The 12,808-nt window shown below is 66.4% G+C and carries 17 protein-coding genes; 8 read left to right on the forward strand and 9 right to left on the reverse strand.

All coding sequences use genetic code 11. The annotated features are described in order from the left end of the window. Positions 1 to 127: 127 nt before the first annotated feature. Positions 128 to 655 (reverse strand): Dps family protein, encoded by a 528-nt coding sequence (locus BSP109_RS15155; protein WP_101601733.1) that lies wholly within the window; start codon positions 653 to 655, stop codon positions 128 to 130. 182 nt (positions 656 to 837) lie between these two features. Between BSP109_RS15155 and BSP109_RS15160 the strand changes: the two genes are divergently transcribed. The 3 genes from BSP109_RS15160 to BSP109_RS15170 all read left to right on the forward strand — a co-directional run bounded on the left by BSP109_RS15160 (position 838) and on the right by BSP109_RS15170 (position 1,784). Then, entirely contained in the window at positions 838 to 1,038 is a 201-nt protein-coding gene (locus BSP109_RS15160; protein ID WP_101601735.1) for an Rv0909 family putative TA system antitoxin, read from the forward strand. Positions 1,039 to 1,168: 130 nt separating this feature from the next. Beyond that, entirely contained in the window at positions 1,169 to 1,567 is a 399-nt protein-coding gene (locus BSP109_RS17065; protein ID WP_146001187.1) for a hypothetical protein, read from the forward strand. A gap of 31 nt (positions 1,568 to 1,598) precedes the next feature. Beyond that, entirely contained in the window at positions 1,599 to 1,784 is a 186-nt protein-coding gene (locus tag BSP109_RS15170) for a hypothetical protein (RefSeq protein ID WP_101601738.1), read from the forward strand. A 75-nt stretch (positions 1,785 to 1,859) separates the two neighbouring features. Here BSP109_RS15170 and BSP109_RS15175 read toward each other — a convergent pair whose 3' ends face one another. The 3 genes from BSP109_RS15175 to BSP109_RS15185 form a co-directional block, all read right to left on the reverse strand. After that, complete coding sequence (locus tag BSP109_RS15175) at positions 1,860 to 3,161, reverse strand: TRAP transporter substrate-binding protein (protein ID WP_257944733.1); 1,302 nt, start codon at positions 3,159 to 3,161, stop codon at positions 1,860 to 1,862. Positions 3,162 to 3,282: 121 nt separating this feature from the next. Next, positions 3,283 to 4,575 (reverse strand): TRAP transporter substrate-binding protein, encoded by a 1,293-nt coding sequence (locus BSP109_RS15180; RefSeq protein ID WP_101601741.1) that lies wholly within the window; start codon positions 4,573 to 4,575, stop codon positions 3,283 to 3,285. Positions 4,576 to 4,714: 139 nt separating this feature from the next. Next, complete coding sequence (locus tag BSP109_RS15185; protein WP_180959777.1) at positions 4,715 to 5,353, reverse strand: GNAT family N-acetyltransferase; 639 nt, start codon at positions 5,351 to 5,353, stop codon at positions 4,715 to 4,717. A 305-nt stretch (positions 5,354 to 5,658) separates the two neighbouring features. Between BSP109_RS15185 and BSP109_RS15190 the strand changes: the two genes are divergently transcribed. The 5 genes from BSP109_RS15190 (at position 5,659) to BSP109_RS15205 (ending at position 10,375) form a co-directional block, all read left to right on the forward strand. Beyond that, on the forward strand, positions 5,659 to 6,294 hold the full coding sequence (locus tag BSP109_RS15190; protein ID WP_180959778.1) for a TetR/AcrR family transcriptional regulator C-terminal domain-containing protein: 636 nt from the start codon (positions 5,659 to 5,661) through the stop codon (positions 6,292 to 6,294). A gap of 65 nt (positions 6,295 to 6,359) precedes the next feature. After that, entirely contained in the window at positions 6,360 to 7,595 is a 1,236-nt protein-coding gene (locus tag BSP109_RS15195) for an MFS transporter (protein WP_146001189.1), read from the forward strand. A 9-nt stretch (positions 7,596 to 7,604) separates the two neighbouring features. After that, a complete protein-coding gene (locus BSP109_RS17810; RefSeq protein ID WP_257944734.1) occupies positions 7,605 to 8,090 on the forward strand; it encodes a hypothetical protein in 486 nt (161 codons plus the stop codon). Between the two features lie 9 nt (positions 8,091 to 8,099). Beyond that, positions 8,100 to 9,149, forward strand: a complete 1,050-nt coding sequence (locus BSP109_RS17815) for an LCP family protein (RefSeq protein ID WP_308297922.1) — start codon at positions 8,100 to 8,102, stop codon at positions 9,147 to 9,149. 26 nt (positions 9,150 to 9,175) lie between these two features. Then, entirely contained in the window at positions 9,176 to 10,375 is a 1,200-nt protein-coding gene (locus tag BSP109_RS15205; RefSeq protein WP_101601745.1) for an MFS transporter, read from the forward strand. Here the strand turns inward: BSP109_RS15205 and BSP109_RS15210 are convergent. The 5 genes from BSP109_RS15210 to BSP109_RS15225 form a co-directional block, all read right to left on the reverse strand. Further along, a complete protein-coding gene (locus BSP109_RS15210; protein WP_180959779.1) occupies positions 10,351 to 11,001 on the reverse strand; it encodes a mismatch-specific DNA-glycosylase in 651 nt (216 codons plus the stop codon). The genes BSP109_RS15205 and BSP109_RS15210 overlap by 25 nt on opposite strands. Positions 11,002 to 11,089: 88 nt before the next feature. Next, positions 11,090 to 11,563, reverse strand: a complete 474-nt coding sequence (locus BSP109_RS15215; RefSeq protein ID WP_180959780.1) for a hypothetical protein — start codon at positions 11,561 to 11,563, stop codon at positions 11,090 to 11,092. Beyond that, positions 11,517 to 11,963 carry a hypothetical protein gene (locus BSP109_RS17070; RefSeq protein ID WP_180959781.1) on the reverse strand — a complete coding sequence of 149 codons (447 nt, stop codon included), beginning with the start codon at positions 11,961 to 11,963 and terminating at the stop codon, positions 11,517 to 11,519. The genes BSP109_RS15215 and BSP109_RS17070 overlap by 47 nt, the downstream gene beginning before the upstream one ends. 51 nt (positions 11,964 to 12,014) lie before the next feature. After that, on the reverse strand, positions 12,015 to 12,497 hold the full coding sequence (locus BSP109_RS15220; RefSeq protein WP_146001192.1) for a hypothetical protein: 483 nt from the start codon (positions 12,495 to 12,497) through the stop codon (positions 12,015 to 12,017). Continuing rightward, positions 12,494 to 12,694: a hypothetical protein gene (locus BSP109_RS15225; protein ID WP_101601751.1), complete on the reverse strand. Its 201-nt coding sequence runs from the start codon at positions 12,692 to 12,694 to the stop codon at positions 12,494 to 12,496. Before BSP109_RS15225 ends, BSP109_RS15220 begins: the two co-directional genes overlap by 4 nt. Positions 12,695 to 12,808 lie beyond the last annotated feature (114 nt).

Here is a 12,808-nt window from a genome sequence, read left to right on the forward strand (position 1 = left end):
CCGACTCACGTCCGTCGAGACCACCGGAGGCGAGGTGAGCACCGACCCCGACCACGCCCTCGAACTCAGCGCCTGAGACCCCTCAGCGAAGGATCCAACCGTTACACCACTACACGGGACTTGACCGTCAGTTCGAGGCGGTGCGGGTCTCCGCGCTGATGAACCACGCCTGCTGTTCGAGCTCGGAGAGGAAGCCGTGGAGCAGGTCCGCAGTGGTCGGATCCGCTTCATCGACTTCGTCGTGCACGTCGCGGATGGTCCAGACCGTTGCTTCGATCGCCTGGACGACGAGGTCGATGGCGTCATGCGTGTGCACTTCGCCCTGCGGGAACTCTGCCAGGGAGGACTGCTCTGCCACGACAGCAGGCCGGGCATCCGGTGTGGCGTGCAGCGAGCGCATTCTCTCCGCAGCGACGTCCGCATCCGCACGAGCGATGCTCACGAGTTCATCGAGGTTACGGTGGAGATCCCGGAAGTTCGGTCCCACGATGTTCCAGTGGGCCTGCTTGCCCACCAGGTGCAGCGCCGTGAGATCGACGAGGACCCTCTGCATGTTCTTGCTCAGCGCGGCAGGCGCTTTGAAGCCGTTCTCCGCGTTCTCCCTGCGGGTCGACTTGGCGCCAGCAGGCTGTGGAACGGAGACTGTCTTGGCCATGGTGAACCTCCCAATCCGTTGCGTTCTGTCTTCGCCAACGTATGCCCCGAATCTGAGAGAAAGCAAGGCGTGTTGTTCTGTTGGTGCGTTCGGCGCGGTCGCCTGGGAGCTCTTCCCGTCTTCACGGGTGCTCTTCAACTTCCGTCGCTACTCTCTTCCTCATCTACCCGAGGGGAGCACGAATGGGCATCGACAAGTACCTCCGTCAGGCGAAGGACGCTCTCAGTGGCGAACGGGGCCGTACGTTTCTGGACAAGGCGGAGGAGGCAGCGACTAAAGCTGCGGGCGACAAGCACAGTGACAAGATCCGCAAAGCGCGCGACGCCGCCGACAAGGCGCTGGGCAATGATGACGATGACGACGGCACTCACCCGCGACGGTGAAACGGCGGAAGGCGCCCCCAGCTTCGACTGGGGGCGCTGTCATTAGGTCTCCCGCGGACTGCGGCAGTGAGGGGCCGTCGGTCGAATCTGACGCTCAAGTAATGTCTGTGGCTGCTGTCATCCTGTGGCAATGGACGATCTTCCTACGTGGGTGCTGTATCTCAGGGCACTGGCTCCGACCGGAGCATTCGTCGCCGCGACAGTGGTTGCTTGGTTTGCATGGCGCGGTCACGTTCGGCAGACGCGCGCAGACCTCGATGAGAGATTCTGGCGGCGACTCACGTGGGCCATGGAAAGAGTGGGGGCAGCTGATATTCACGACGCGAATATGGGCATGGTCGTACTCAACGAGCTGCAGATGGATTCGAGGGTTGAGAAGCGGGAAGAGACGATGCTTCTGAAGCTGGTCGACAACGTCTATGCACGCATCGACGAGGGTACGTATGTGCATCGTGACGAGCCCCCGCGGGACTCAGCGCATCGTGGGGGCGCGTGGTTTGCGCGGGTCCTCGGAAGAATCGTGACGTAAGGTTGCTGCACACAGGGAGGAGCTGGTCGTCATGACAGTCTCGGCACACAGCTCGTCGGACCGGCGCGCAGCCGTCAAGCTTTACAAGCTGAAGGACGGTCGAGAGATCCGGTACCGGACCGAAGCTGAGCGGCGTTTGATCGAGGAGACGCAGCGTCTTCAGATTGCACTGGAGAAGAAGTCGGAGTCGGGCACTCCGAAACGATCTCGACGGTGAGGCAGTAGAACCACGTCCCGACGGTGCCCAAGAGGGGTCAGTGCATGTGCGCTCACGCCTCGACCAGTGTTGTGGTCAGCTCGGCCGGTGCGCCAGCGCCGTCTCCTGGAAGACCTGGTCCGCGAACGGGGCGAAATCGTAGTCGTCCGCGTTGAACCATTCGTGCATATTCTCGAAGCCGCCCTCCTCGGTGTACCCGAGCTCGTCAGCAACCTGCCGCCACTTCTCCACTGCCTCCGCCATGCGGCCCTGGACGTCTGATCCGATGACTTCCGATTCTTCGACGTCGGCCAGGAGCTCGTCATTGGTCTCACCGATGCGCTGATCCGCGTCCTCGTCCATGGGCCCGATCTCACCGCCAGCCTCCATGAGCTGATCGATGGCCCGGGCATTGCCTTCCGCGATGACCGAGTTGCTCGAGGCGAAGCCCCCGGTGTGGGAGTCGAAGATGATCTGCTGGTAGGCCAGGGGCAGGTTCCGATAGCCGACGCCCCCGAGGTTCGCTCCGGCTGAGCGACCGGAGAGGCTGTTCTCCTCCGTCGTATATGCCAGATTCGTGGCGACTTCCAGCAGCCCCGTCTCCTCCGCAGTCGGCAGCTGGGTGATCGTGCAGTCGACGGTGCCGCGCTGCAGCGCCTCGAAGACCTCGACGTACTCCAGGGAGACCGGCGAACCGCCCAGCTCAGTGACCTGCTGTTCATGGGCGACGCTGGCGATGCGGACCTGTCGCCCGTCGTAGTCGTCGAGCGATGTGCCGGCCTCCCCACAAGCGGACAGGTACGTCCCCGTGCTGATCATCGGCGTCAGCGGGGTCAGACCCTGCTCTTCGTAGGTCGCGAGCAGCGCGTCTGAGCTCCACGCCATGTCGACCAGGGCCGCGTTTCCGATCATCTCGCCGAGCACAGGCGAGTTCGGCATGCCGGCCGTGGCGGTCGCGAGCGCGTCGAACTCCGGGTGCTCGGCGGGCTGGTAGATGGGCAGGGCGTAGGAGACGTCGATGCGTCCATCCGCCAGCGCATCGTCGATCTCTCCGTAGCCTGCGATGGACTGACCCCAGACCACGTCGACGGAGATCTTCCCGCCGGAGCGCTCCTCGACGTACTCCTGGAAGTGGTGACCGTTCGGTGCGGACATGGCGTCAGGTGACATCGCGCCTGCCTGGAAGGTGATCTCCACGGGATCGAGGTCTGCGACGACTGCGTCGACCTCCTCCTGCGAAGCTCCGTAAGCGAATCCGCTTCCGCTTCCGCTTCCGCTTCCGCCGCCGCCTTCGCCATCGGCAGTGCCCGCACCTCCTGCACAGGCACTGAGAAGCACCACTGCTGAGGCGGCGACCAACGCGCCCACGGTGAGTCGGTGGTCCTGGGTTGCTGTCACGCTCATTCCTCTATGGTCGTCGATCCACCGGCAGTCACAGGCCAGACCACACACCAACAGACCACTGCGCTCCCGAACACCGGGAGCGCAGTGGTCTGCACGCGAAGTATCTCCGGGATGATCAGTTCGGCCGGTGCGGCAGAGCCGTCTCCTCGAACACCTTCTCAGCGAATGCGTCGTAGTCGTAGTCGTCCGCGTTGAACCACTCCGGCATGTTCTCGAAGTCGCCCTCCTCGGTGATCCCGAGCTCCTCAGCGACCTGAGTCCACTTATCGATCGCCTCGTCCGTCCGACCTGTCACGTCGGATCCGATGACGCCGCTGTCCTCGATCTCGGCGAGCAGTTCATCATTCGTCTGTCCGATGCGCTCGTCCGTCTCCTCCTCCATCTGAGTGATCTCACCGCCGGCGTCGAGCAGCTGCTGGACGCCTCGTGAAGTGCCCTCCGAGATGACCTCGTTGCTCGCAGCGAAGCCTGACATCTGCGAATCGAAGATGATCTGCTGATACGCCAGCGGCAGGTTCTGGTAGCCCACTCCGGCGAGGTTCGCCCCGGCGGATCGACCCGAGAGGCTGTTCTCCGCAGTGGTGTACGAGACGTTCTTCGCCACCTCGAGGAGCCCCGTCTCCTCGGACGGCAGCATCTGGGCGAACGTGCAGTCGACAGTTCCGCGCTGCAGTGCCTCGAAGACCTCCACGTACTCCATGGAGACGGGCGAGCCGCCCAGCTCCTGCACCTGGGCTTCGTGCGCCACACTCGCCACGCGGATCTGGCGACCCTGGTAGTCGTCCAGCGTGGTCCCGTCGTCGCCGCACACAGAGACGTACGAGCCCGTGCTGATCATGGGTGTGAGTGGTGTCAGGCCGAGCTCCTCGTAGGTGCCGAGCAGCTCCTCCGAGTTCCACGCATTGTCCATGACCGCGGCGTTGCCGATCATCTCGCCGAGCACCGGCGAGTTCGGCATACCCGCGGTCGCCGTCGTGAGCGCATCGAATTCCGGGAACTTCGCGGGCTCATAGATCGGCAGCGCATAGGACACGTCGATCCGACCGTCTCCCAGCGCATCGACGATCTCCGCGTAGCCGGCGATCGCCTGGCCCCACACCACGTCGACGGTGACCTTCCCGCCGGAGCGCTCCTCGACGTACTCCTTGAACTGGTTTCCGTTCATCGCAGAGACGGAGTTCGGCGACTGCGCACCCGCCTGATAGGTGATCTCTACGGGATCGAGGTCTGCGATCGCCGCGTCGACCTCCTCCTGCGAGGCGCCGAATTCGAAGCCGCCGCCGGCCTCGCCGCCCCCGCCGCCTCCTCCCGCAGAGCCTGCGCCTCCCGCGCAGCCGCTGATGAGCAGACCCGTCGTGGCAGCGATGGCGACCGCTGCAGAGAGTCGGTGTGTTCGGGCTGTTGTCATGTTCACTCCTCGTTGAGTTCCCAAGGCGTCGACGCCCTGGCCTGCCGTCCGCCGCATCCTTGCGGCATCGGACAGACCCGGACGTACGCCAACCGGTGTCCACACACTACTGCGAAATCCCTCTGATTTGAAGATGATCTCAACTTCGGCTCGCGCTGTGCTCCAGCCACATGGGCTGGAGCGCGGGACCACCGTCCGGCAGAACGATGGCGTCGCCGAGGTCGTGGAAGCCGAGGCGCGCATAGAGCCTCCGGTTGGCGACGGTGGACGCTTCCAGATACACGGGAAGCCCGTGGGCTCGCGCGCGGGCCAATCCAGCCGTGACCATCACCGTGCCTGCACCCCGACCGCGGCTCGACGGCAGAGTCGCCATTGCGGACAGATGCATGTGCTCCTCCGGAGGTGTGCGGGCCCGGGTCGCGGCCTCGACGTGCTCGAGCCTGCGCTTGATCGGATCGTCCGGGTACGCCTCTGTAGCCCTGGGGTCCGACGTCTGCCGCGCCGAGGCATCAGCGGTCGCGCTTCCGCGGCTGGGCACCCAGATCGATGCAGCCACCGCTGTTCCTCCGGAGTCCCGCGCGAGGATCACCGCACCGGCGTCAACGGCGGACTGGAGCAAGGACGAGAATGTGTCGCGCATGTACGCATGTCGATCCACAGCGTTCGGGATGGCCCACGCGATGACTGCCTCATCGGAGAAGGCCATGATGCTCACGCGGACGACGGTGTCGAGGTCGGACGATCCGGCTGGGTGCGCGGTGAAGCGTGTGGCAGACATGGAGCACTCCTTCGTCAGGATCATGTGGGCACGTGCGCCTCACAGAATCAGCCTCCTGCACCCGGCGGCACGGAATACAGTGGTTCCGTCACGCTGAAAGTGCGACGAAAGAGGACGCGATGGTGTGCGCGGAATGTGGACGAGACGTCGTCCAGGCGAAGACGGGACGGCCGCGGAAGTACTGTTCGCGCTCCTGCCAGGCACGCGGCTACCGTCGCCGACGGGACGAGGGACGACTCAGCGCAGCAGCGGCCGCCATCTCATCTGGAGGTGCTTCCCCGTCGCTCATCGACGCGGCCATCTCCATGGCGGACACGAGGGGGATCCGCGCACTCACTCTGCGCACGCTCGCACGCGACAGAGGCATCGCGATGTCCGCACTGCAGCACGACCTCGGCAGTCGCGATCGTCTCGTCGCGCTGATGGTGCAGCAGATCTTCCGCGAGTCCACGTCGCAGTCGCGGTCGCAGGACGGCGAGGACGCCCCGGTCGATGAGGAACCTGTTGATGCGCTGCTGCGATCGGCCGATGAGGAGTGGCAGGCGTACCGCGCACACCCGTGGCTGGTCGAGGTGATGACGACGACCAGGCCCCCACTCGTCCCCGCGGTGCTGGCATCGGTGCAGGCGGTCATCGGAACGTTCATGCGCGTGGGACTCGACAGCGGTGAAGCGTTCAACAGGTACCTGGCGCTGAGCGCCTACGTCCAGGGGATGGCGACCCTGCTCACGGCAGAGCGACAGGAATCGGACCGCACCGGCACCAGCTACCGCTCCTGGTGGCTCGACCAGTTCCGTGCGATGGGCAGGTCCGGTGCGACCACCAGACACCCGTGGCTCACCGAACTCAGCGCCACACGGTCACAGGAATCCTTCCACGCCGACGCCGCCTTCTACGACGGTCTGCCCCGGATCGTCCACGGCCTCGTGACGTCGGACTGAGCACCGGGAGCCCAGCGCACAGCGATGCATGACCTGCACGAAGGAAACGTGATGGACTGTCCGTTGTGAGCGGATCAGGAGAACGTCCGGGGGAGCAGGCTGATGCGGTCGCGACACCGCCGAGCACACGTGTCGCCGCCTCCCGCTGGAACGTGCTCCGCTGGCAGATCGGCTACGGATCCTTCGGCGTGCCGCAGGCCGCGGCCCCAATCGCCTTCGCCCTCATCGCGTTGCCGCTGACGGGATCGGCGGGAGCCGGTGCGGGACTGGTCTTCGCGATGACCGCCGCACAGGTGATCGGCTCCGTCCCGGTCTCCCGACTGGGCAACCGCTTCAACGCGGTGCACTACCTGCGCGCTCTCATCGCAGTGCGGACCCTCGCGCTCGCCCTCGTCACGGTGCTCGCGGCGGTGGGAGCACCCTTCGCGACCCTCATGGTGGCCGTCATCGCCGCGGGGCTGGTCAACGGCGCCGCCTACGGCTTCCAGCGCACGCTGCTGAACCACCTGGTGGAGCCGCACAAGCTGCCGCGCGCCCTGGGCGTCGCCGCCACCCTCAACGAGGTGTCCTTCGCCCTGTCGCCCGTGCTCGCCTCTGTGTTCGGCGCGTTCTCGCCGGTCTGGGCGATGGTGGCGATCACAGTGCTGGGCATCGGACCCCTGGTGCTCACGCCGAGCATCCCGGAGGCCCGGGGCACGCGCACCACCAGGACCGCCCGCCGGTCGCGCGCCCGTCTTCCCTGGGCCGTCTATCTCTGGCTGATCTGCTCGGTGGCGACCGGGGCCTCGGTCGCGGCGATCGAGGTCGGTGCCGTCGCATTCGCGCTGTCGTTCGGCCTGGCCCCCGGCTGGGCCTTCGTCTTTGCGCTGGCGCTGTGCATCGGATCGGTGATGGGCGGGGTCTGGGTGAGCGTGCGCAACCGCACGCCCGGTCTGTGGAAGGTCGTGGGCTTCCTCGTCGCCTCCTCCCTGGGGCTGGGGGCGGCGCTGTTCGAGGCGCACCTGAGCGTCACGCTCGCCGGCGCCTTCGTCCTGGGGATCTTCCTGCCGATGCTCGGGACGTTCTACTCCCTGGCCCTGGACGGACTGGCGCCCGCGGACCGGCGCGCCGAGCTGTTCGCGCACCTGCGCACCGCGAACGCGCTGGGAGTCATGGGCGTGAGCGGCGTGCTGGCGCTGTTCGGCCTGCAGCTCGCGATCGTCAGCGGCCTGGGGATGCTGGTGCTCGCGACGATCCTCGCGACGCTGTACGCGACGACAAGGGGCAGGGCCTACACTGTGCAGTCGCGCCGTCGACTTTGAGGAGTGCGCGTGCCGCATGATCCCGCAGTGGTTCAACCGCCCGAGGTGACCCGTCCCCGCCGATTCAGGCGCCGGATGGAGGCGAAGTACCGCCGACGGCGCCTGCTTGTGGGCGCCACGGCGATCGCGACCGTGGGGACGGTCGTGGTGGGAGGCATCGCGCTGCGCACGCTGGAGTCGAACCTCTCCTCGTCCCCGATCCGCGCCGACGGCGATGCTGAGGTCCTCAACGACAACACCCACGGGACCAACATCCTCGTGCTGGGATCCGACACCCGCGATCTGGACGACAACACCTACGGCGACGCGGGTGGGGCCCGCAGCGACGCGATGGTGCTGGCCCACGTGTCGAAGGACTCCTCCCGCATCGACGCGGTGCAGATCCCGCGCGACACGGTGATGGACCTCCCGGCCTGCGGGGACACCGGGTTCGGTGCGTACGCAGGCGGGTTCGGCGCCGTCAACAGCGCTCTCAACCACGGCCCGGGCTGTTAGGTCACGGCGATCGAGGAGCTGTCCGGCCTGCGCATCGATCACTTCATCGAGATGAACTTCGAAGGCTTCGCCACGATGGTCGACGCGATGGACGGACTGCCCGTGTGCCTGCCTGAGGCGATGAAGGATCGCAAGGCGCAGCTCGACCTGCCCGCGGGTGAGCAGACGGTTGACGGTGAGGACGCACTGTCGCTCGCCCGCACCCGGTACGCGGTGGGCGACGGCAGCGACATCGCGCGCATGGGCCACCAGCAGCGCGTCATGTCCGCGATCATCCAGCGGGCGAAGAGCACAGAGGTGCTGGCACGACCGGACCGTCTCTACGGCTTCCTCGACGCGGTGACCTCGTCGCTGACGGTCGATCCGGACCTGGATTCGATCCCGGCGCTCGCATCGCTGGCGCAGACCGCGGTCGGCGTCGACGATGACCAGATCACGTTCATGGTGATGCCGTGGCAGGCGGCGCCGGAGGATCCGAACAGGGTCGTGCCGGCGGATGAGGCGGCAGAGGTCTTCAGCCGGATCCGCATCGACGCGCCGATGGACGGGTCGGACCCGACCCGATCCGCTGACGAGGATGCCGCAGAGGAATCCACAGAGGACACCGCCGCCGAGGCCGCGGAGACCGACGCCGATGAGGCGCCGGGTGACAGCCCGGTCACCGTCATCAACGGCTCCACGATCGACGGGAAGGCCGCGCAGGTCCAGCAGCGCGCTGAGGACTGGGGCTTCACAGTGGCGGACACGTCGACGGCCGCGAGCGCGCGGCAGACGACTGAGATCGGTCACGACGGGTCAGCGCGGGCGGAGGCGACCGCTCAGCAGCTGGCTGATCGTCTGGACGCAGACGCCGTCGTCCACGAAGACGTGCGCAGCGGTGTGACCCTCATGCTGGGGCTCGACATCGAGGACGTGCTGCCCGCGGAGGACACCGCCGCCGAGGTGCCGGGCACCGACGCCGGTGAGGCGGACGATCCCGCCCATGACAGCGGGAGCACGTCGGGCGCCACTGTGGGGACTGCGGGGACGACGGTCGACTCCGTAGACCTGTGCGCCTGAGGAGCCGCCGCGTACAGTGAGTCGGCGTGAGCCCTGCCGCGTCCCACTCTGACCGCTCGTCCGACGTGCCTGCACGCGCGGCACGGCCGCCGCTACCGGTGTCCGCCGCGGCGTTCGTCAGCAGTCTGGACCGGTTCGCGATCAGCCCGCTGCTGGTGCTCGTCGCCCTCGATCTGGGGGCCACGCTCGCCCAGAGTCTCACGGTCGCCAGTGCCTACTATCTGGCCTACGGGCTCAGCCAGCCGGTGTGGGGCGTGCTCTCCGACCGCTTCGGACGCATCCGCCTCATGCGGGCGACACTCCTGGCGGCGGCGATCGCCGGCGTGGTCTCAGCACTGGCGCCCGGCCTCGTCGCGCTCATCATCGCCCGCGCGTTCGCCGGCGCGTTCTTCGGTGCGGTCGTCCCCGCATCTCTCACGTTCGTGGGCGACACCGTCGACGATGCTCACAGGCAACCTGCGCTGGCCGACCTCATGGCCGCAGTCGCGTTGGGCACGGCACTGGCCACGGCGCTCGCCGGAGTCTTAGGGGACTTCGCGCACTGGAGGGTGGTCTTCGCGATCCCCGCGGTCCTCGCAGTGGCGTGCGCGATCGGGTTGGGACGCGTGCACGAGGAACCGCGTGAAGCGCAGGCAGGAGCCTTCGCGCTGATCCTCGACGCGGTGCGGAACCGGTGGGTGCTCGCGGTCATCGGACTGGCGTTCATGGAAGGGGCCGTGGTGCTGGGCGTTCTCACGCTGCTGGCACCGGCGCTCCAGTCGCAGGGTGTGGGAGCGGGCGGTGCAGGGCTTGCGACGGCGGCCTACGGCATCGGGGTCATCGGGGCGACGCGTTTGGTGCGGGTGGTCTCGCGGAGTGTGCCGATGCCGGGCCTCATGGCGATCGGAGGATGCGCCGCGGTGAGTGGCTATGCCGTACTTGCGGTGCACGTGTCGATCGTGTCGGTCATCGCGGCAGCGCTGCTGCTGGGCATCACATGGTCGTTCCTGCACTCCTCGCTGCAGACGTGGGTGACCGGCGTCCTGCCGCGAGCGCGGGGAACCGTGGTCGCTCTGTTCGCGGGGTGCCTGTTCGCCGGCAGCGCCGTGGGCGCATCGGCGGGTGGAGCGGCGGCGAGCCAGCAGCAGTGGGGTCTTCTGTTCGGCGTCACCTCTGCTGTCGCGCTGGTGGTGACGGGTGCCGCGGTGGTCAGCCGGCGAGCCTACGAATCCCGTTCGCTGGGCTGACGACCCGCGATCTCCCACACCGCACGCCACTTCGCGGCGAGGGTGTCGATGTTCTCGTGCGCGTTCAGTCCGCTGGGCTGGGGGACGACCCACAGTGTGACATCGACGGGCCAGCCGGGCACATCGGCAGGGTCCTGCGGGCCCAGTGCCGCTTTGGGGAGCGTGAACGCTGTGCGGAACGCGGTGATGCCGGCGATTGCGACGGCACCCGGCTTCATCTGCTCTGCCCGGTGGATCAGTCGCTGTCCTGCTTCGCGCAGCTCCTCGCGGCTCAGCTGATCCGCGCGCACGGTGGGCCGGCCGGTGAGGTTCGTGAGGCCGATGCCGCGTGACAGCAGCTGCTGCTCGTCAGCCGCGGACAGGCCCAGCGAGGCGTCGACCTGATGGTCGGTCAGCCCGGCGCGGTGCAGGGACGGCCAGAAGCGGTTGCCCGGTCGGGCGAAGGGAGCGTTGACGGCTGCGGTCCAGAGCCCGGGGTTTATGCCGACGATGAGGAGCCGCAGGCGCACGCTCGGATCGTGGGGGAGGATGTCATCGACCCCGTCCGGAGCAGTGGTGTCCACCTGCGCCAGGTCGTCCTTCGTGGGTTTCCTGCCGCCGAGCGGGGAGGGGCGTCGTAGAGTCACGTACTCACCGTATCGAAGCTCGACCTGGACAATGGGATGACAGCAAGACCTCCGGCCACGGGTCGATGCGAGAAGGGTCGTTACCGACTCATGCGAACTGCACATCGTCTACGACTGTCGCTCGTGGCATCGGCACATCGTGGCTGTCCAGGGGTATTCGCACGCCGGATCGCTGTGTGCGCAGGTAATCGACGAATACGGCGACGGTGGCCTGCAGGGATGGACGCGCGTCGCCCGTCATGTCGTCAGCTGAGTTCGAATCGAGGGCGCACGAGTCATTGATCACCGAGAGCCTCACCACTTCGTCGTCAGCGCCTTTGACGAACACGTTCGCATTGCCGCCGGTTTGAGCGATCCTCCGCAGCAGAACGCCGAGGCGCTCGTCACCGAGAGCGACGACGACCATCCGCTGTCCGTGGTCATCGACAACGGGAAGTCCGACATCCGCGAGCGGTCCGAAGACCAGGCTCAGATCGACCTCTTTCCGGAAACTTCTCAGCCGTTCCGAAGTGGTGTCATCCATTGAAGCCACCCTCTCCTTGCGCGTGGAGCGCGTCTGCAATCCATGTGATCTCATCGATCGCCGCGGCCATCGCTTCCTCTACATCACGCACCGTGTCCAGCGTCATGAGTGATTTCGAAGGTGGCGCGTCGTCATCGAGATGTACGTGGCACATTCCGTGACAGCAGTCGATTCGCGGACCGTTACGCCAACTATCCCACTCGCGCTGGCGTATGACCAGGACGAACTCAGTTGTGTTTCCGTCCTTTCGCCAGAACCTCGTTTGAAGACGAATAGTGTCTTCGTCATCCAGAATCTTCTCGTGTTCCTTCTCCACGCATTTGTCGCGAGGTGGAGGGCGGTAGCTGCCCTCGAGGAGTTCGGACTGCCGTTCGGCGTCACGAGCGGCTTGCCGTTCGGCTCGACGGTCCTGCTGATTTCGGCGGATCACAGGAGTCACAGTATCCAGCGGTACGGACACTACTGTGGTGGCGCAGTGAGACTCACGAAGTCAGCAGTCCACGTAACCTTCGGGGGAGTAGTCCCCGTAGGTACCGGACCCTTCGCACGTGTGTGGTGCGTTGGCTTCGGCCTCAGCTTCCTCTTCACCCTGGCGGTCCCAGTATTCCTGCTCTTCTGCCCAGTCCAGCTGATCCTGGACCCACTCGTTGTACTCGTCCTCTCGCTCACGCTCGGCCTCTGCGCCGCGGCACTGATAGGCGGGACCGTTGCAATGCCATCCGTCATGGATCGGCTCCGATTCGGGAGCTCCAGCCGACGCCGGCTCAGCCGCAGGGGCAGGCTCGGCCACCGGTTCGGGCGCGTGGATCGCGCTCACGTGATCGCCTGTCCACGCCCCGACCACACCCGGCTCACCCGCGACCGTGATGGCCGGCTGGGGCGCAGCCTGGCTGACTGGAGAATCGTCGCCGACCTCGCAGCCGGTGAGAGCCGCCACTGCAAGTGCCGCGGCCACCAAGAACCGTGCTTTCATGTTCCCGCCTTCGTGATGCGACCGACCTGCATTTCGGTGAGACCGATCTCTTTCGCCACTCGATACTTCGTCGCACCGGAGTCGACGGCCTCTCGGATCGCAGTGTCGCGCACCTCGCGCGCTGCACGCAGTTCGTTCTCAAGGCTCGCCACCTCTTCATGGCGGACTCGCGCCTCGTCTACCTGGGTGAGTCCCATAGAGTGGTGGCATTCCCACCAGGGACTTCACCCCCAAAAATGTGAAGAACCATCGTGGGATCCCGCTAGTAGTTCCGCCAAGAACCTCACGAAAGGCATCCCACGATGGCTGAC

This window comes from Brevibacterium sp. Mu109 (genome assembly GCF_900169375.1).
In the GTDB taxonomy this organism is placed as follows: domain Bacteria; phylum Actinomycetota; class Actinomycetes; order Actinomycetales; family Brevibacteriaceae; genus Brevibacterium; species Brevibacterium yomogidense_A.